The 18,071-nt window shown below is 73.9% G+C and carries 16 protein-coding genes; 11 read left to right on the forward strand and 5 right to left on the reverse strand.

Features of this window, described 5'->3' with window-relative positions; all coding sequences use genetic code 11:
* Nucleotides 1-301, reverse strand: a 301-nt coding sequence (locus tag HMPREF3159_RS17055; RefSeq protein WP_141748128.1) for a hypothetical protein, incomplete at its 3' end; no start/stop codon positions are given.
* A gap of 283 nt (nt 302-584) precedes the next feature.
* On the opposite strand from HMPREF3159_RS17055, the gene HMPREF3159_RS07590 reads away from it, so the two are divergent.
* Nucleotides 585-989 carry a hypothetical protein gene (locus HMPREF3159_RS07590; protein ID WP_070500486.1) on the forward strand — a complete coding sequence of 135 codons (405 nt, stop codon included), beginning with the start codon at nt 585-587 and terminating at the stop codon, nt 987-989.
* A gap of 51 nt (nt 990-1,040) precedes the next feature.
* On the opposite strand, the gene HMPREF3159_RS07595 is transcribed toward HMPREF3159_RS07590, so the two are convergent.
* Both HMPREF3159_RS07595 and eis read right to left on the reverse strand, forming a co-directional pair.
* Nucleotides 1,041-1,658 carry a thymidine kinase gene (locus HMPREF3159_RS07595; RefSeq protein ID WP_070500487.1) on the reverse strand — a complete coding sequence of 206 codons (618 nt, stop codon included), beginning with the start codon at nt 1,656-1,658 and terminating at the stop codon, nt 1,041-1,043.
* A 77-nt stretch (nt 1,659-1,735) separates the two neighbouring features.
* On the reverse strand, nt 1,736-3,010 hold the full coding sequence (eis, locus tag HMPREF3159_RS07600; protein ID WP_070500488.1) for a GNAT family N-acetyltransferase: 1,275 nt from the start codon (nt 3,008-3,010) through the stop codon (nt 1,736-1,738).
* 63 nt (nt 3,011-3,073) lie between these two features.
* Here eis and HMPREF3159_RS07605 point away from each other — a divergent pair, with 63 nt between their 5' ends.
* The 8 genes from HMPREF3159_RS07605 to holA all read left to right on the forward strand — a co-directional run bounded on the left by HMPREF3159_RS07605 (nt 3,074) and on the right by holA (nt 14,026).
* The gene (locus tag HMPREF3159_RS07605; RefSeq protein WP_246821553.1) at nt 3,074-4,129 is read left to right on the forward strand and encodes a sugar phosphate isomerase/epimerase family protein; all 1,056 of its coding nucleotides are present in this window, start codon (nt 3,074-3,076) and stop codon (nt 4,127-4,129) included.
* A 25-nt stretch (nt 4,130-4,154) separates the two neighbouring features.
* Nucleotides 4,155-5,186: a 3-oxoacyl-ACP synthase III gene (locus HMPREF3159_RS07610; protein WP_070500489.1), complete on the forward strand. Its 1,032-nt coding sequence runs from the start codon at nt 4,155-4,157 to the stop codon at nt 5,184-5,186.
* Complete coding sequence (locus HMPREF3159_RS07615) at nt 5,180-7,849, forward strand: alpha/beta fold hydrolase (protein ID WP_070500490.1); 2,670 nt, start codon at nt 5,180-5,182, stop codon at nt 7,847-7,849. Before HMPREF3159_RS07610 ends, HMPREF3159_RS07615 begins: the two co-directional genes overlap by 7 nt.
* A complete protein-coding gene (locus tag HMPREF3159_RS07620; RefSeq protein WP_070500491.1) occupies nt 7,846-8,838 on the forward strand; it encodes an NAD-dependent epimerase/dehydratase family protein in 993 nt (330 codons plus the stop codon). Before HMPREF3159_RS07615 ends, HMPREF3159_RS07620 begins: the two co-directional genes overlap by 4 nt.
* A gap of 37 nt (nt 8,839-8,875) precedes the next feature.
* Nucleotides 8,876-9,589, forward strand: a complete 714-nt coding sequence (locus tag HMPREF3159_RS07625) for a vitamin K epoxide reductase family protein (protein ID WP_070500492.1) — start codon at nt 8,876-8,878, stop codon at nt 9,587-9,589.
* A 102-nt stretch (nt 9,590-9,691) separates the two neighbouring features.
* Nucleotides 9,692-10,579, forward strand: coding sequence for a ComEA family DNA-binding protein (locus HMPREF3159_RS07630; protein ID WP_070500493.1), 888 nt, complete (start codon nt 9,692-9,694; stop codon nt 10,577-10,579).
* A gap of 28 nt (nt 10,580-10,607) precedes the next feature.
* A complete protein-coding gene (locus HMPREF3159_RS07635; RefSeq protein WP_070500494.1) occupies nt 10,608-12,974 on the forward strand; it encodes a ComEC/Rec2 family competence protein in 2,367 nt (788 codons plus the stop codon).
* Between the two features lie 65 nt (nt 12,975-13,039).
* A complete protein-coding gene (gene holA, locus HMPREF3159_RS07640; RefSeq protein ID WP_070500495.1) occupies nt 13,040-14,026 on the forward strand; it encodes a DNA polymerase III subunit delta in 987 nt (328 codons plus the stop codon).
* 100 nt (nt 14,027-14,126) lie between these two features.
* Here holA and rpsT read toward each other — a convergent pair whose 3' ends face one another.
* On the reverse strand, nt 14,127-14,393 hold the full coding sequence (gene rpsT / locus HMPREF3159_RS07645; RefSeq protein WP_062950649.1) for a 30S ribosomal protein S20: 267 nt from the start codon (nt 14,391-14,393) through the stop codon (nt 14,127-14,129).
* A 362-nt stretch (nt 14,394-14,755) separates the two neighbouring features.
* Nucleotides 14,756-15,391 (reverse strand): type II toxin-antitoxin system PemK/MazF family toxin, encoded by a 636-nt coding sequence (locus HMPREF3159_RS07650; RefSeq protein WP_070500496.1) that lies wholly within the window; start codon nt 15,389-15,391, stop codon nt 14,756-14,758.
* Nucleotides 15,392-15,454: 63 nt separating this feature from the next.
* On the opposite strand from HMPREF3159_RS07650, the gene HMPREF3159_RS07655 reads away from it, so the two are divergent.
* Nucleotides 15,455-17,095 (forward strand): circularly permuted type 2 ATP-grasp protein, encoded by a 1,641-nt coding sequence (locus HMPREF3159_RS07655; protein WP_070500497.1) that lies wholly within the window; start codon nt 15,455-15,457, stop codon nt 17,093-17,095.
* Complete coding sequence (locus tag HMPREF3159_RS07660) at nt 17,082-17,999, forward strand: alpha-E domain-containing protein (protein ID WP_083305860.1); 918 nt, start codon at nt 17,082-17,084, stop codon at nt 17,997-17,999. Before HMPREF3159_RS07655 ends, HMPREF3159_RS07660 begins: the two co-directional genes overlap by 14 nt.
* The last annotated feature ends 72 nt before the right edge of the window (nt 18,000-18,071 follow it).

Here is an 18,071-nt window from a genome sequence, read left to right on the forward strand (position 1 = left end):
CGGCGCCGCCGAGGCCGACGACGCGGCGCAGCGGGGCGGGGAGGAAGGCCGGCGGGTCCTGGGCGAGGCGACGCAGCTCGACCGCCGCGGCGCGGGGGTCCTCGGGACGGATCACCCGGTCCACGAAGGCGAGCGTGAAGTCGAGCCCCTTCGGATCGCGCAGCAGGTCGGAGAGGAGTCCGGCGGCGGCCGGGACCTCGCGTCCGGCGGCGTCCTGCACCCAGGTGCGCACCTGGGCGGCGACGTCCTCGGCGGTGAGGGCGGTCGTGCGCAGGGCGTCGCGGTCGGAGGGCTGGGGCACGGGGGACAACGCGGGTCTTCTCCTCGATCACGGATCTCGCCGGACCCTCGGGGGCGACGGCGCGGGCACCATCGCCCGTCACCCCGATCGTAGGTCCTCGGCGAGTCCGCGGCGGGCCCGAGCGGCGCGCAGGCGTGGAGATCCTGTGGCCGGATCGGGACGGTTCCGGGACGACTCCGCGCGGACCGTCCGGTCAGGATCCGCCTCCGAGCGCCCCGGCGACTGTGACACGATGCGGGAGCACACCGCACCACACATCACCCGGACGCCACTGGAGGCATCGATGAAGAAGTTCATTTTCCTGGCCGGTCTCGGCATCGGCTTCGTGATCGGGTCCCGTGCGGGCCGCGGCCCCTACGAGTCCCTCGAGCGCACTGCCCGCCAGGTCGCCGACGATCCCGAGGTCCAGCGCCGCGCGACGCAGGCCAAGGACACCGCGACCCGCGTCGCGCAGGACACCGCCGGGACCGTCAAGGACAAGGCCCCCGAGGTCGCCTCCGCCGCCCAGGGAGCGGTGGTCGGCGCGGCCGGCGCCGCCAAGGAGCGCCTCTCGAACAGCTCCGACGCGACCCTCGACGAGGACGCGGCGAAGGTCGCGGACGCCTCCGCCGACACGGACCTCGCCGACGGCAGCGCGGCCGCCGGCGGCGAGGCCGAGGTGGGAGAGGACAAGCCCCTCAGCTCCTGAGCAGACCCCGGGTCCGACGGGACCGCCCCGACGCGCAGCGGCGCGCCGGCCTCACCCCAGCACGGTGACGCCGGCGCGCCGCTGCTCGTCCATGAAGCAGTTCCCGCACAGCGACATGTAGGTGACGACGCCGTGGTCGCCGTCGTCGATCGCGACCTGATCGCCCTCGAACACGAACCGCTCGCCGACGCGCCGGCAGTTGAACTCGGCCTGCGCGCCGCAGCGGCACATCGTCGGCAGCTTCTCGACGTTGTCCGCGAGCTCGAACAGCCGCTGCGCCCCGGGGAAGGTCGTGGTGCGGAAGTCGGTGCGCAGCCCGTAGCAGATCACCGAGATCGCGTCCTGTTTCGCGATGCGGAAGAGCTGGTCGATCTGCAGCGGCTCGAGGAACTGGGACTCGTCCACGAGCACGCAGTGCAGCGGCCGCAGGCCCCGCTCGTCGGCGGCCCGGGAGACCCGCTCCCGCAGGTCCTCGCCCGGATGGGCGAGCACGTCCACACGCCGGCTCGCCCCGCCGCGGGCCACCACCCAGTCCTCGCCCTTGGTGTCCAGGGCGGGCTTGACCGTCAGCGTCGCCAGCCCTCGTTCGTCGTAGTTGTAGGCGGTCTTGATCAGGGTGTCGGACTTCCCGGAGTTCATCGCTCCGTACTTGAAGTGCAGCTTGGCCATGGGTGGGGTGCTCCGGGATCGGGGTGGGTCGGGGGAGTGGGCGCAGGGACGGGCGCGGAGGGGCGGGGTGCGCGGGCTCAGAACGCGTCGAGCACGCTCGGCCGGGGGCCGGCCAGCAGCGCGTCGAGCAGCGCCTCGGCGGGCGCGTCGGCATCGGCGCGAAGTCCCAGCCGACGCGCGTCGGCGAGGGAGCGGCCGCCGACGAGCAGCAGGGAGGCCGCGTGGACGTCGAGCAGGACCGTTCCCGCGGTCGCCTCGGGTGAATGGGCGGCCGACGGCCCGGCCGACGACTGCGCCGAGGTCGTCCCGCTCCTCGGGACCGTGACGGCGCGGACGCGCCCGTCGGCGACGTGCACGTCGAAGAGCCCCTCGGCACGGCAGGTCCCCGCGGGGACCGTGTCGTCCGTGACCTCGAGCCGCAGCGCGCCGGAGAGCCCGGTCGGTGCCGGCCGTGCCGTGAGCAGCGCCGCGGTGTCGACCACGCGCATCATCACCAGCGGCACCGTCCCGCCGGCGGGACGGGAGCCGCCGCCGGGCAGCACGTCCAGCACGGGATCCTCCGTCCGCACGCGCAGCCGCACCGACTCGGTCACCGTCGACCACGAGCCGATCACGCGCAGCAGGGCGCGGAGGTCCTCCCGGTCCCGCCCCAGCACCTCGTGCACCTCGAGACCGGGACCCTCGCCCCTGCGCCGGGTCCAGGAGGCGTAACCGCGATCCTGGCCGTCCGCGCCGACGAGCAGCACGGCCTCCCAGCCCTGACCGGGGAGCCCGTCCGGGAACAGCGGCCCCTGGCGACGCAGCATGGCGTTGTCCCCGGCCGTCACCTCCTCGTACAGCGCGCGCACGCGCGGCATGCTCGCAGCGGTGACCGGGACGGTGCGCCGGCCGGGCACGGACCGCAGGCGCTGCAGGTCCACCAGCGGCACCTCGAGCGTCTCGACGCGCGCGACCACCTGATATCCGTGGCGGCGGTAGATCTCGGGGTTCGAGGGATAGAGCATCGAGACCGGCAGCGACTCCTCGTCGCAGCGGGCGAGCACCGCAGCGAGCAGCTCGGCGAACAGCCCCTCGCCGCGATGCGCGGGATGGACCGCGAGCCCGGCGATGCCGCCGCAGCGCACCCGCCCGCCGCCGAGGGAGATCTCGTCGTGCCGAATCCGCGCGGCCGCGGCGAGCACCCCGCCGGCTCCTCCCGGCAGCGCGGCCGAGTCGATCCCGATCGCGGTCTGACCGGGGGAGAGAGGAGCGGAGGCGGCGGGATCGGCGGGATCGACGGACCCGCCGAAGGCGCTGGAGGTGAGCAGTCTGTAGGCGAGGGCGTCCGTCGGGGTGAGTTCTCGGACCGGCATGCGGACGAGTCTAGGGGCGCCCGACGGTGCATACTTGCCTCGCGAGACAGCCCAGGAGGTGCCGTGAGTCCACGCCGCGACAGCGAGTCGGAGAACCCGTCCACGAACGGGGGCCGCAAGCCGTTCACCCGCCCCAACAGCGCGCAGCGCGGGGCGCGCGAGGCGCTGTCCCGTCGTCTCTCCGCCGGGGACCCGCGCAGCGAGCAGTCGCCGCGCCGCCGCATCCCCGTGGGCCTGTCCACCTCCTCCGTGTTCCCCTCGGGGGTGGAGGAGGCGTTCCGTCTCGCCGCCGAGATCGGCTACGACGGCATGGAGGTGATGGTCTCCTATCCGCGCGACAGCCAGGACCCGGACCTGCTGGCGGAGTACTCCCGCCGCTACGGCCTGCCGATCCTCTCCCTCCACGCCCCGACGCTGTTCTTCCTGCAGGGGCTGTGGGGTCGTGACGCCTGGGTGAAGATCGAGCGCACGATCGAGATCGCGAAGGCGCTGGACGTCCCGACGATCGTCGCCCATCCGCCGTTCCGGTGGCAGGGCAAGTACGCGCGCGGCTTCGTCGAGGGCGTCGCCCGCCTCGAGGACGAGCACGGCATCGCGATCGCGGTCGAGAACATGTACCCCTGGCGGCTCGGGGTGCGCGAGGTGCTGAACTACCTCCCCGACCACGACCCGACCGACGAGGACTACGCCCACGTCACCGTCGACCTCTCCCACGCCGCGACCGCCGGGGACGACGCGCTGGAGATGATCGAGCGGCTCGGCGACAGGCTCACCCACCTCCACCTCGCCGACGGGTCCGGCAACACCACCAAGGACGAGCACCTGCCTCCCGGCGAGGGCAACCAGCCCTGTGCGGAGGTGCTGCGGCGCCTCGCCAACCGCGGCTGGGAGGGCTCGGTGCTGCTGGAGGTCACCACCAGCCGCGACCCCGTCGCGCGCGAGCGCACGCTGCGTCAGTCGCTCGCCTTCGCCCGCCACCACCTCGGTCACCACCTCGAGGACGGGGACGTGGGATCCGCCACCCCCTGGGGGACTCCCCAGGCTCCGGTGGGAGGATGGCAGAGGCATGTGCCGGGCTCCGCGCGGCCGCCATGCATCGACGACAAGCACACGAACTGATCGAACGACGAGGTAGCGCAGGCAGATGGGGAACGGCAACACAGGGATCGTCCACTCGAACACGAGCCTGCTGGCGGTCGAGGGGACTCTGCCGCAGGTGACGGTGACCTCGGACGAGATCGACGAGATGCTGGCCCCGGCCCGCAAGCGGCTGCGCCTGCCCAAGGGCGTGCTGCAGCGCGTCGCCGGCGTCTACGAGCGCAAGTGGTGGCGCGACCGCGAGAACGGCTGGAAGCAGGGCGTCGTGCTCGCCGCCGAGCGCGCGATGGCCAAGGCCGGGATCATGCGCGACCAGGTGGGCCTGCTGATCAACGCCTCCGTCTCCCGCCGTCACCTCGAGCCCGCGGTCTCCACGGGCATCCATCACTCGCTCGGCCTGCCGGCGGCCTGCATGAACTTCGACATCACCAACGCCTGCCTCGGCTTCGTCAACGCGATGACCATGGCCGCCGGCATGATCGACTCCGGCCAGGTGAAGTATGCGCTGATCGTGGGCGCGGAGGACGTCGAGGACGTCCAGCGCGGCACGATCGAGCGCCTGAACACCAAGGGCTCGACCCGCGCCGATTTCAACAACCAGTTCGCCTCGCTCACTCTCGGCTCCGGCGCCGCGGCCGCCGTGCTGGGTCCGGCCGACGAGCACCCCGAGGGGCACCGGCTGAAGGTCACCCAGGCGCGCTCGGGCACCGAGCACCACGAGCTGTGCGTGGCGAACATGGAGGACATGCGGACGGACTCCAACGGCCTGCTCGAGAACGGCATCAACCTGATCGTGGACACCTGGAAGGCCGCCAACGACTCCGGGCTCGACTTCAAGGGCGTCGACTACGTCATCCCGCACCAGGTCTCGATGGTCTACACCCGCAACTTCTCGAAGATCACCGGGGTGGGGATGGAGCGCATCCCCGTCACCTTCCCGGACTGGGGGAACATCGCCGCGGAGGCGGTCCCGATGACCCTCGCGCACATCCAGGACGACATCGAACGCGGCCAGCGGTTGCTGCTGATGGGCGTCGGCTCCGGACTGAACACGGCGATGATGGAGGTCCAGTGGTGAAGAGCACCCCCGAGATCCCCGACGTGCCGGGCCTGGACCCGGTGCTGCACCGTACCGAGCAGGTCCGTGACCACACCGGTGAGCTGCGGCAGTGGCACCTGCTGGACTCCGGCCCCTGGCTCGCCGAGCGCGGCATCACCCCGCGCGGCACCCTGCTGGCCGTCCACGGCAACCCCACCTGGTCCTTCCTGTTCCGCTCCCTGGTGCGCGAGGACATCCCCTGGCGGCTCATCGCCGTGGACCAGCTCGAGATGGGCTACTCCGAGCGCACCGGCGTGACCCGCCGCTACCAGGACCGCATCACCGATCTCTCCCTGCTGACCGACGCGCTGTCCCTGCACGGACCGGTCGTCACCGTCGGCCACGACTGGGGCGGGCTGATCTCGACCGGCTGGGCGCTGGACAACCGCCACGACGTGGTCGGCATGATCCTCACCAACACCGGCGTGCACCAGCGGATCGAGGAGGCGCTGCCGAAGGCGCTGCAGCTCGCGACCACCCCCGGCTTCCGTACCGCCTCGACCTCGCTGACCGACGCCTTCCTGCGCACCACCCTGTCGCTGTCGAAGCCGTCGCTGTCGAAGGACGTCCAGGACGCCTATCTCGCGCCCTACCGCTCCCGCGCGCGTCGCCGCGGCATCGACCAGTTCGTCGCCGACATCCCCGCCGCCGCGGACCACCCCTCCCGTGCCACCCTGGACCGGGTCGCCGAGGGGCTCACCCACCTGCAGGTCCCCACGCTCTTCGCCTGGGGCCCGCGCGACATCACCTTCTCGGACCGCTTCCTGCGCGACCTGATCCAGCGCGTCCCGCACGCGGACGTGCACCGCTTCGAGGGCGCCTCCCACCTGGTGTGGGAGGACGCCGACGTCGCCGGGCTCGTCGCCCAGTGGCTGGAGGCGACCTTCTCCGCCGCCGGCACGCCCCGCACCGAGGCCCCGACCCGGCGCCCCGTCTCCGCCTACGCCGCCGAGCAGGTGCCCGCCGCCCCGATCGGCGAGCCGATCGCGCGCCTGGCCGCGGATCCGGTGCACGCCCATCGGCCGGCCGTGGTCGAGCTCGGCGCCGACGAGGACGGCGGCACGCGGGAGATCTCCTGGTCGCTGCTCAACCGCCGCGTCGAGGACATCGCCGCGGGCCTGCTCGGCCACGGGGTCCGCCCCGGCGACCGGGTCAGCCTGCTGATCACCCCCGGCGCCGACCTCACCGGCGTGCTCTACGCCTGCTTCCGGATCGGTGCGGTGGCCGTGGTCGCCGACGCGGGCCTCGGCACCCAGGGCCTGACCCGCGCCGTGATCGGCTCGCACATCGACTGGCTGATCGGCATCCCGAAGGCGCTCGTCGGCGCCCGCGCGATGGGCTGGCCCGGCCGGCGGATCAGCGTCGAGCAGCTGCCGACCCTGGACCGCGCCGCGCTCGGCGTCGAGACGTCGATCGCGGAGCTCGCCCGCTCCGGCGCCCTCCAGCGCGAGCTCGGCGCCCCGCTGGACGCGGCCCACCCGGATCCCGACTCCGACGCGGCGGTGCTGTTCACCTCCGGCTCGACCGGGCCCGCCAAGGGCGCGGTCATGACGCATCGCCAGCTCAGCGCCATGTTCGCCGCCGTCGGCGACACCCTCGACCTCGCTCCCGAGCGGGGTCTGGTGGCCGGCTTCGCGACCTTCGCACTGCTGGGCCCCGCCCTCGGCGCGCCGACGGTGGTGCCGGACATGGACATCACCCGTCCCGGCGAGCTGACCGCTCCGGCGCTGGCCGCCGCGATCGGCGCGCTCGGCCGCCCCGCCGTGTTCACCGCCCCCGCCGCGCTGCGGAACATCCTGGACACCGCGGGAGAGCTCGACGAGGCCGGTCGCGCCGCGATGGCCGGCGCCGCGAGCTTCTTCTCCGCCGGCGCGCCGATCCCCGCGCACCTGCTGCAGGGGCTGGCGGAGATCATGCCGGAGGCGAAGGCGCTGACCCCCTACGGCATGACCGAGTGCCTGGCCGTCGCCGCGATCGACCTCGAGGGCATCGAGGCGGCCGGCCCCGGCTACGGCGTCTGCGTCGGCACCCCCGTCCCGCGCGTGCAGATCGCGGTCGCGGTGATGGACGAGGAGGGCCGCACGACCGGCGAGGTCACCGAGGAGGCCGGCGTGACCGGCGAGATCCTCGTGCGCGCCCCGCACGTGCGCGACCGTTACCTCATGCTCTGGGGCACCACGCACACCTCCATGCGCTTCGAGGGCTGGCACGCCACCGGCGATGTCGGCCACCTCGATACGGCCGGACGCCTGTGGGTCGAGGGCCGTGCCGCGCACGTCCTCGCCACGGCCTACGGGCTGTTCACCCCCGTCCAGGTCGAGGAGGCCGCCGAGGCGGTGCCGACCGTGCGCCGTGCCGGCGCGGCCGTCGTCGGCCCGCGCGGCACCCAGCAGGTCGTCGTGATCCTCGAGACCGAGGACGGCCACCGGCCCGGGAAGGCGGCGCGCCCGAGGCCCGCCGCCCCCTCCCTCTCCGAGGCCGTGCGCCGTGCCGTGCGAGAGCGCGCCGGCGTCGAGGTCGTGGCCGTGTTCGAGACCCGGGCGCTGCCCACCGACATCCGCCACAACTCGAAGATCGACCGTGCGGCGCTGTCGCGCTGGTCCGAGCAGACCCTGCGGGGCGAGCGGGCGGCGGCCCTGTGAGCGCCCCTACCGTCCTGGTCACCGGCGCCTCCGGCATGCTCGGCGGTGCCGTCGCGACCGCCCTGCGCGACCGCGGCGCCACGGTCCGCGCCTTCCAGCGCCGCCCCGCCGGGATCGACGGCGTCCAGGACGTCTGCGGCTCCCTCACCGAGGCCGACGACGTGCGCCGCGCTGTGCAGGGCGCGGACGCGGTCGTCCACCTCGCGGCGAAGGTGTCGATCTCCGGCCCCGAGAGCGAGTACCGGGCGATCAACATCGGCGGCACCGAGAACGTGCTGGACGCGCTGCGCGCGAACGGCGGCGGCGCCCTCGTGAACGTCTCCACCCCGTCGGCCGCGCACCTGGGCCGCGCGATCGTGGGCCTGGACGCGACCCCCGCCGACCCGGAGCGGGCCCGCGGCCCCTACGCCCGCACCAAGGCGGCCGCCGAGCTGCTCGCCATGGACGCCGACGGGAACGACGGGATCTCCGTGACCTCGATCCGTCCCCACATCGTGTGGGGTCCGGGGGACACCCAGCTCGTCGGCCGGATCGTCGACCGCGCAGCGAGCGGCCGCCTGCCGCTGCTGGACGAGGGCATGGCCCTGATCGACACCACCTACGTCACCAACGCCGCCGACGCGATCGTCGCCGCCCACGACCGGATCGCGGACGTGCACGGGCAGAGCTTCGTGATCTCCAACGGCGAGCCGCGGACCGTCCGCGACGTCTTCGCCGGCTGGTGCGAGGCCGCGGGCGTGCCCGCCCCGACCCTGCGCGTCCCCGGCAGCGTGGCCCGCCTCGCCGGACGGCTCATCGAGCGGGTGTGGGAGAAGCGCCCGGGCCACGACGAGCCGCCGATGACCGAGTTCCTCGCCGAGCAGATGTCCACCGCGCACTGGTTCGACCAGCGCCGCACCCGCGAGATGCTGCAGTGGACGCCGCGCGTGAGCATGGACGAGGGCAACGCCCGCCTCGCGGAGTGGTTCCGCGAGCATCCCGTCGTCTGAATCCTCCAGCCCGTCACATCGCACGGAAACCGAGCCCATGAGCGAGAAGAACACCGACACGTCCGCCACCGGGGCGGCCTCCACGCCGGAGCACGCCCCGGCCGACGACGCCGCGCTGCGCGCCGAGATCGACGCCGAGCTCGCGGCCGAACGGGCCTCCCGCCCGCGGGCGAGCAGCCGCCTGGCCGGCCTGGTGCTGCTGCTGGGCGGGATCATCGGCTGGATCGCCTCCCTCGAGCTGCAGGTCGGCAAGGAGTTCCTGCTCGCGAACCCCGGCGCGAGCCTCGGCTGCGACGTGAATCCCTTCATCTCCTGCGGCAACGTGATGATGACCTGGCAGTCCTCGGCGCTGGGCATCCCCAACATGGCGATCGGACTCGCCGGGTTCGCGATCATGGCCGCGGCCGGTGCGCTGATGGTCTCCGGCACGCAGCTGCCCACCTGGTTCCGCTGGGCACGGCTGGGCGGGATGACCTTCGCCTTCGGCTACATCCACTTCCTCGCGATCTCCGCGATCTTCGTGATCCGTGCGCTGTGCCCCTGGTGCATGGTGATCTGGACCGTCACCGCGCCGATGTTCTTCGCGACCCTGGCCCGCACGATCGAGCACGGCGATCTGAAGCTCCCAGCCCCGCTCGCACGACTGCTGCGCCGCTGGGGACTGCTGACCGTGCTGTGGTACCTGCTGGTCGTCGTCGTGATCGCCGCCGCGCTCTGGCGGCAGTGGCTGGTCGTGCTCGGCCTCGACTGATCCCGGGCCGGGGGACCTGACCGTTCCTCCACAGCGCCCCGCCGTCCCCAGGGCGGCAGCGGGATCGGACGGCGCCTGCCTCGCGCGCCTAGGTTCGCGGGCATGGGAGCACCACCTGGGACCGAGGAGCGCGGCACCGCGGCGCGGCATCGCCGCACCGGGCAGCCGCTGATCCGCCGACGCGACCACGCCGCTGAGCGGCCGGGGCGTCGACTGCCCTTCCCCGCCCCGCCGGCCTCTGCGCTGATCGGCATCGCGGTGCTGGTGCTGATCGGCGCCGGGGTCATCCACCTCTCCGGCACCGGCTCGGCGATCCCGCAGGAGGAGCCTGCCGGGGTGGCGGTCGCGGAGGGCGAGGCGGTCGTCCCGGAGGGCGGCGCCGACGGCGAGGGGTCGGACGGGGCCGAGGGCGCCGACGATGACGGCGACCTCGAGGGAGGCGACGGGACGACCGGGGACGGAGCCGAGTCCTCGGGGGACCCCACCGCCACCGCCTCGTCCGCTCCCGCCGAGCTCGTCGTCCACGTCTCCGGCGCCGTCGCCTCTCCCGGCGTGGTCCGCCTCCCGCCCGGCGCCCGGGTCGACGACGCGCTGCGCGCCGCCGGCGGCGCGACCGGTGACGCGGAGCTCACCTCCGTGAACCTCGCCCGCCCCGTCGTCGACGGCGAGCAGATCCACGTGCCCGTCCCGGGGGAGGAGCCGTCGGCCGTCGCCGCCCCGGCGCCCGCCGCGGACGCTCCGCCCGCGGGCGACGCCGGTGCCGGAGACGGGACGGCGGGCGGCGGGGGAGAGGTCGGCGGTCTGATCGACCTGAACACCGCGAGCGTCGCCGAGCTCGACGAGCTGCCCGGCGTCGGCCCCGCGATCGCGCAGCGCATCGTGGACCACCGCGAGCAGAACGGGCCCTTCGAGAGCGTCGACCAGCTCGAGGAGGTCTCCGGGATCGGCCCCGCCACCCTCGAGAAGATGCGCGACAGGGCAACGGTGTGAGCACGCCTCCCCGGAGCGAGGAGCGGACATGACCCGCGCGGATCTGCGCCTTCTGCCCGGCGCGACCTGCGTCTGGGCGCTCGCGGTGCTCGGAGTGACCGCCGGCGGCGCCGCCGCGATCGCCGCCGGGGCCGTGCTGGTCTCCCTCGCCCTGACCGCCCTGACCCTGCTCGGGCCCGCACGCGGCGCGCGCACCATCCTCGCCCACCTCGCACTGGTGCTCCTCGCCGGGATGCTCCTGGTCCCGGCGCTGCACCGCCACGACGGCACCGCCGACGTGCTCGGCGAGGCCGCCGCCGACGGGCTCGTCGTCGAGCTCATCGTGATCGCGGGAAGCGACCCCGCACCGCCGAGCGGCGGCCCGGAATGGTCCCGCACCGGTCTGCAGATGGTCGCCCGCACCGAGCCGGGCCCGGCACGGATCGGACGGACGCAGGAGCAGCTCACCGCCGCCGTGCCCGTGCTCGTGCGCGCCGACGGCGAGGCTGCGGAGGGACTCGCCCGGATCCGCGACGGGGAGCCCGTCCATGCGCGAGGGCGGGTCTCGGGCGATGCCTCGCTGATGGTCCTGCGCGCCACCGAGGTCGGTCCCGCGCAGGAGGCGTCGGGCGGTGTCGGGCCGGGCCAGGAGGCCCGGCACCGCCTGCGGCAGATCGCCCGCGACGCCACCGCTCATCTCCCGCCCGACGAGGCCGCGCTCGTGCGCGGCATGACCACCGGGGACACCAGCGGCATGGGGGAGCAGACCGAGGAGATCATGCGCCGCGCCGGGATCTCGCATCTGGTGGCCGTCAGCGGAGCGAACATCGCCCTCGTCCTCGCCGCCGTGCTCGGTCCGCTGCTGCTGGCCGGGGTGCGCCGCCGTCCCCGCCTGCTGATCGCCGCCGCCGTGGTCGCGGGGTACGTGTGGCTGGTCGGCGACGAGCCGAGCGTGCAGCGCGCCGCGACCATGGCCGCACCCCTGCTCGCCGCACGGTTCGCGGGCGTGCGCGCCTCCCCGGTCGCCGCGCTCGCCCTCACCGTCGCGCTGTGGTCCGTGCTCGACCCCGTCACCGCCGCCTCGATCGGCTTCCTGCTCTCCGCCCTCGCGACCGCGGCGATCCTGCTCGCGGCACCGCCGCTCGCCCGCGCGCTCGAGCAGATGAGCGGCGGACGGCTCGGCCGGACGGCTGCGCTCGTGCTCGCCGTGCCGCTCGTCGCCCAGGCCGCCTGCACGCCTGTGCTGATCCTGCTGACCCCCGAGGTCTCCGCCTGGGCCGTGCCCGTGAACATGCTCGTCGGGCCGCTCGTCGGCCCCTCGACCGTGCTGGGCCTCGTCGCGCTGGTGCTCGGGGTGCTCTGGCCCGGCGGGGCCGCGGTGCTGTACGGGATCGCCGCAGGAGGGGCCCATCTGGTGCTCCTGATCGCCCGCACCGCCGACGACCTGCCCGGCTCCCGCCTCGCCGTGCCCGACGGGACCACGGGCGTGCTCGGCGCGATCGCCGTGCTCCTGATCGCCGGTCTCGCCGTCGCGGGGAGGCGCCATCCCGCCGTCCGCTGGGCCACCGCGGTGGTGCTGGTCATCGCACTCGCCCCCGGCATCGGGCGGATGCTGCCGGTGCGCAGCACCCCCGGCTGGAGCCTCGCCCTGTGCGCCGTCGGCCAGGGCGACGCGCTGCTGCTGCGCCCCGCCGGCGCCGCCCGGGACGGGCCGACGGTCCTGGTGGACACCGGCCCGGACCCCGCAGCGCTGGACGCCTGCCTCGACCTGCTCCAGGTGCCGGATATCGACCTGCTGGTCCTCACCCACCCGCACGCCGACCATACCGGCGGGAGGGACGCCCTGACCGGGGCGCGCACCCCGGCGGCGCAGTGGGTGTGCCCGCTGCCGGCCGCCGCGGCCGACGTCGTCCCGGGAGCGCCCGTCGAGGTCGCGACCACCGGCACCGGCTGGGAGCAGGACGGCCTCGCCCTGACGGTGCTGTGGCCGGACTCGGCCGAGGCCGCCGAACGGGCGAGCGCCGCCGAGCAGGGATCCGGGGAGGGCGACGCCGCGAACGACTGCTCGATCGCGCTCGAGGTGCGCTGGGCCGACGGGGCGCGCCTGGTCACCCTCGGCGACCTCGAACCCGCCGCGCAGGAGCAGCTCGCCGCGACCGAGCCGGGCCCGGCGGACATCGTCAAGGTCGCCCACCACGGCTCCCGCTTCCAGCACGCCCCGCTCTACGAGCAGCTCGACCCCGACCTGGCACTGGTCCCGGTAGGGCAGGAGAACACCTTCGGCCATCCCACCGACGAGCTGCTGGACCTCGTCCGCGGCACCGGCGCCCAGGTGCTGCGCACCGACGTCCACGGCACCGTCGTGCTCCCCACGGGCGAGGACGCCGCGCCGCGGAGCGTCGGGCCAGCGCGGTAGCGGCACCGGGGCGTCGGCCCGGACCGCTAGGATCGTGCAGTCCCCCTGAGCAGTGAGGAGCTCCCGTGAGCGATGTCGAGTGGCACAGCGTCGCCCTCGCCCCGATCGTGCTCGTCCACGGCACGGAGGGTCTGATCGCCGACCGAGCCGTGCAGCGCCTGCGCGCCCTGGCCAAGGAGGCCGATCCCTCCGTGGAGGTCCACGACCTCTCCGGCGAGGCCCTCGGCCCCGGCGCCCTGGCCCAGGTCGCGAGCCCCTCCCTGTTCGGCGAGCCGCGCCTGGTGGTCGTTCCCGAGCTGCAGTCCGCCCCGGACTCCCTCGTCCTCGAGCTGCTCGACTACGTGAAGGTTCCCGAGCAGGACGTCACCCTCGTGCTCGTCCACCGCGGCGGCAATCGCGGCAAGAAGCTCCTGGACACCCTGAAGAAGGCGGGAGTGCCGCGCGTGGACGCGAGCCCCGTCAAGCGCGCCGCCGACAAGCAGGCCTTCGTCGCCGCGGAGTTCGCCCGTGCCCGCCGTCGCATCCAGCCTGACGCTCTGGTCGCCCTCGTCGACGCCTTCGGGACCGACCTCGCCGAGCTCGCCGCGATCAGTCGCCAGCTGATCGAGGACACCACCCCCGACCCGGGCGAGCAGCCCGCCCAGGTGACCGTCGCGGAGGTGCACGCGCTGACCTCCGGCCGTGTGGAGTCCACCGCCTTCGCCGTCGCCGACGCCGCGATCGCGGGCAAGGAGCAGGACGCGCTGCAGCTGCTCCAGCAGGCTCAGCTCGCCGGCGCCGACCCCGTCCCGATCGTCGCCGCGATCGCCTCGAAGGTCCGCTCGCTGGCGAAGGTGTCCGCACCGAACGCGACCCCGCGCAGCCTCGGCATGCCCGACTGGATGCTGCGCAACCTCTCCCGGGAGGCGAAGAGCTGGAACGACCGCTCCCTGGCCCGGGCGATCGAGGCCGTGGCCCGCGCGGACCACGAGGTCAAGGGCGCCGGCCGCGACCCGCAGTGGTCGGTGCAGCGCATGGTGATGGAGATCTGCCGGGCGCGCCGCGCCCGCTGAACACCGCTCCTCCGCCCCGGACATGAAGAAGCCCGGTGCGCATCGCTGCGCACCGGGCTCCTCATGCCCCGGAGGGGCGGGGTCCGTCAGGGACCGACGATCACTTGGCGACGCCGGCGACCAGCTTGGCGAGACCGGACTTGCGGTTCGCGGCCTGGTTCTTGTGGATGACGCCCTTGGAGACGGCCTTGTCGAGCTTGCGCGAAGCGGACTTCAGCGCCTCGTTCGCCACGTCGGCATCGCCGGTCGAGACAGCGGCCTTCACCTTGCGGGTGTAGGTCTTGAGCTCCGACTTGACGGCGCGGTTGCGCAGACGAGCCTTCTCGTTCGTCTTGTTGCGCTTGATCTGGGACTTGATGTTTGCCACGAAGACTCTTCTCCAGTGTTGCTGAGGTGGATCATCCCGGACTGCCGAGGAACGGAGCCGACGGGGACGGCGGTGGGGATTCGCCTGGAGACGTCGGTACCGGAGTCGCTGCCACGGGTACTCGCCCGGGTCGCACGAACCGCCCGTCCCCTGAGACACTTCGGGAGGACGCCCCTGCGCACACCGAACGGTATGTCACACATACAAGGAGCGATGCTAACAGAGGGCAGTCCCCGGGCCGGTGCTCATGTGCGCCGTGTCTCCCGCTCCGTGACGCGCGCCCCAAACTGCTTCTCGGCGCCCGCGCAGGCCGCGCACCGGGAGGGCAGAGCCCGCGTGACCTCCGGCGGCGAGGTGGCCGCTCACAGCGCGACGGCGCGCACCGCCTCCGCGACCCGGTCGTAGCGCTCGCGGTCCAGCCGCCCACCCTCGCGTCGCACCGACCCCGGGGCCAGGCGCAGCAGGCGGTCCGCCCTGACCTCCGAGGGGCGGCCCTGCCGGTCCCATTCCCCGGCGCCGATGTCCACCCAGGTCGCGCCGTGCTCATCGGTGCGGGTCGCGCCGGGCTCGGTGCGGTCGCGGGAGGTGAGCATCAGGGCCACCAGCACGGTCCCCGTCCCGTCGGTCCCGCCTGCGGAGGCGTCCTCCTCGGCGATCACGAGCACCGGACGGTCCTTGCCCTGGGAGAGGTCCTCCTCGTAGTGGACCCACGCCCACACGACCTCGCCCGGATCGGGGCGGTCATCGTCCCGCGGGGCGTAGACCAGCTCGAGCGGGACGCCGTGGCGGCGGTCGGCGAGCGCGCCGCCCTCCGCCTGGACGCGACCGTCGGCCTCGGGACGAGCAACGTCGTGCTGCCTGGGGCTCTGCCTGGACCCGCCGCGCTGCTCCTGCACGGAACGGATCGCGGCGCGCCCGAGGTCCCGTGCGCCGCGGCGCACCGAGGGATTGCGGGCGAGGGAACGGGCGACGGAGCCGAGCCGGGAGAGCAGCGACATGGTTCTCGCTTCCTGGGCGGAGCGCCCACGAGGGGGATGGAGGTCGGTGTGAGAATGGTAGGCATGTCAGACACCTCGCTGTTCCGCAGCTCCCGCACCGGAGCGGACGGTGACGAGATGTTCGCCGCAGACGGCACCGTGCGCCCCACCTATCGGGCGCTGCACGATGCGCTGGCCGGGCTGGGGCCGGAGGAGTTCCGCTCCCGCTCCGAGTCCCTCGCCCGCAGCTATCTCGACCAGGGCGTCACCTTCGACTACGCGGGGGAGGAACGCCCCTTCCCGATCGACGCGATCCCGCGGGTGATCGACGCCGAGGAGTGGACCGAGGTCTCCGCCGGCGTTACCCAGCGCGTCCGCGCCCTGGAGGCCTTCCTCGACGACGTCTACACCGACCGCCGCGCCATCGCCGACGGCGTGATCCCCGCGGAGCTCGTGACCTCCTCGACCTATGTGGTCGACGCGGTGCGCGGCTACCGTCCGGCGAACGGGGTGCGCCTCCACGTCTCCGGCATCGACCTGGTCCGCGACGGGGACGGCGGCTTCCTGGTGCTCGAGGACAACGTCCGCACCCCCAGCGGCGTCAGCTACGTGCTCTCGAACCGACGCGCCATGGCGCAGGGCTTCCCCGAGCTGTTCGCGGACCGGCCCGTGCGCCGCGTCGGCGAGTACCCCGGCCGGCTGCTGGCCGCACTGCAGGCCGCCGCCCCGGACACCGCGGGGGAAGAGGCGACCGTGGTGGTGCTGACCCCCGGCCGCTACAACAGCGCCTACTTCGAGCACTCGCTGGTCGCCCGCACGATGGGCGTCGACCTGGTGGAGGCCTCGGACCTCGTCGAGCGGGGCGATCGCATCTACATGCGCACCACCGCGGGTCTGCGCCGCGTGGACGTCATCTACAAGCGCACCGACGACGACTTCCTCGACCCCGAGGTGTTCCGCCCCGACTCGATGCTGGGCGTGCCGGGCCTGGTCCGCTCCGTCCTCGCCGGCAACGTCGTGGTCGCCAACGCCATCGGCAACGGCATCGCCGACGACAAGCTGACCTACACCTACGTCCCGGACCTGATCCGCTACTACCTCTCCGAGGAGCCGATCCTCCCCAACGTCGACACCTGGCGGCTCGAGGAGCCCGACTCCCTCGTCGAGGTGCTCGACCGGCTCGAGGAGCTCGTGGTCAAGCCCGTGGACGGCTCCGGCGGCAAGGGCATCGTCATCGGCCCCACCGCCGCGCGCGAGGAGCTCGACGCGCTGCGGAAGCGGCTGCGCGCCGATCCGCGCGGCTGGATCGCCCAGCCCGTCGTCCAGCTCTCCACCATCCCCACCCTCGTGGAGGAGGGCCCGGAGCCCCGCCACGTGGACCTGCGCCCCTTCGCCCTGAACAGCGGGGACGACGTATGGGTGCTGCCCGGCGGGCTCACCCGCGTCGCCCTGCCGCGCGGGGAGATGATCGTGAACTCCTCCCGCGGGGGCGGCTCGAAGGACACCTGGGTGCTCGCCGCCGGCCGCCCCGGCGCCGCCGCCTCGAGTCTCGCCGACCAGGACGAGGAGGGGATCGAGGACCCGACCGACGACAAGCACGACCAGTTCGACGACCCCCGCGAGGAGCACGCCGAGGAGCGGGAGGTCGAGCCGGACCCGGTCACCTCCGCCATCCCGATCATCGAGGCCGACGACGAGGAGGAGGACCGCCATGATGCTCAGTAGGATCGCCGACGCGATGTTCTGGATCGGCCGCTACGTGGAGCGGGCCGACCAGACCGCGCGCATCCTCGGCGTGTCGCTCCAGTCGATCACCGAGGACGCCTCCCTCGACCCCGTCGACTCCTGCGCGGGCGTGTACGGGATCTTCGGCGCCACCGACGTGCCGGCCGAGGACCTGACGGTGCAGCGGGTGCTGGAGCGCCTGGTCACCGACCGGGCGAACCCCTCCTCCGTCGCCGGCGCCCTCCAGGCCGCGCGGGAGAACGCCCGCGGCGTGCGCGAGGCGCTGTCCACGGAGGTGTGGGAGTCGCTGAACACCGCCACCCTCGGCATGCCGCGCGGCGTGCGGCCGTCCCGCATGCACGGCGCCTTCCAGTTCGCCAAGGACCGCTGCGCCATGGTCAACGGCCTGCTGGACGCGTCGATGACCCGTGACGAGGCATGGCTGTTCCTGCGCGCGGGCCAGCTGCTGGAGCGGGTCGACATGCTCGCCCGCAACCTCCAGGCCCACGACCTCTCCGACACCTCCGACGCGGCGACCGTGCTGCTGCTGCGCTCCTGCAGCGCGCACGAGGCGTACATCCGCTCCTATCGCGGCCGCGTGCGCGTCTCCGGCGCGATCGAGTTCCTGCTGCTGGACTCGATCTTCCCGCGCTCGGCCGCGTACTGCCTCAGCGAGAGCGACGAGGCGCTCGAGACCCTCGCCAAGCTCCACGGCAACAGCTTGGACCGTCTCGGCACCGCCGAGCCGGGCCGCAGGATCGTCGGCCGCGCGCTCGCGAGCCTGCGCTTCCGCCAGCTCGAGGACATCACCGAGGACTTCGAGGACGAGATGGAGCAGCTCCAGCGCGTCACCGGCGCCGTCACGAGATCGCTGGGCACCACCTACTTCCACCCCGCCGCCTGAGCCCGCCGCGGATCGGGCGGCGCCTGGCGGGCGCGGGGGAGGCCGACGGGCGGTGGGCCCGGCCGGGCGGTC

The sequence above is a fragment of the Brachybacterium sp. HMSC06H03 genome, assembly GCF_001807385.1.
Taxonomy (GTDB): Bacteria; Actinomycetota; Actinomycetes; order Actinomycetales; family Dermabacteraceae; genus Brachybacterium; species Brachybacterium conglomeratum.

What these genes read in the sequence shown, in the direction of transcription:
- eis (WP_070500488.1), bottom strand. Translation starts at nt 3,010, where the DNA reads ATGCCGGTCCGAGAACTCACCCCGACGGACGCCCTCGCCTACAGACTG.
- HMPREF3159_RS07635 (WP_070500494.1), top strand. Translation starts at nt 10,608, where the DNA reads ATGACCCGCGCGGATCTGCGCCTTCTGCCCGGCGCGACCTGCGTCTGG.
- HMPREF3159_RS07610 (WP_070500489.1), top strand. Translation starts at nt 4,155, where the DNA reads ATGGGGAACGGCAACACAGGGATCGTCCACTCGAACACGAGCCTGCTG.
- HMPREF3159_RS07595 (WP_070500487.1), bottom strand. Translation starts at nt 1,658, where the DNA reads ATGGCCAAGCTGCACTTCAAGTACGGAGCGATGAACTCCGGGAAGTCC.
- HMPREF3159_RS07660 (WP_083305860.1), top strand. Translation starts at nt 17,082, where the DNA reads ATGATGCTCAGTAGGATCGCCGACGCGATGTTCTGGATCGGCCGCTAC.
- HMPREF3159_RS07650 (WP_070500496.1), bottom strand. Translation starts at nt 15,391, where the DNA reads ATGTCGCTGCTCTCCCGGCTCGGCTCCGTCGCCCGTTCCCTCGCCCGC.
- HMPREF3159_RS07655 (WP_070500497.1), top strand. Translation starts at nt 15,455, where the DNA reads ATGTCAGACACCTCGCTGTTCCGCAGCTCCCGCACCGGAGCGGACGGT.
- HMPREF3159_RS07625 (WP_070500492.1), top strand. Translation starts at nt 8,876, where the DNA reads ATGAGCGAGAAGAACACCGACACGTCCGCCACCGGGGCGGCCTCCACG.
- HMPREF3159_RS07590 (WP_070500486.1), top strand. Translation starts at nt 585, where the DNA reads ATGAAGAAGTTCATTTTCCTGGCCGGTCTCGGCATCGGCTTCGTGATC.
- HMPREF3159_RS07630 (WP_070500493.1), top strand. Translation starts at nt 9,692, where the DNA reads ATGGGAGCACCACCTGGGACCGAGGAGCGCGGCACCGCGGCGCGGCAT.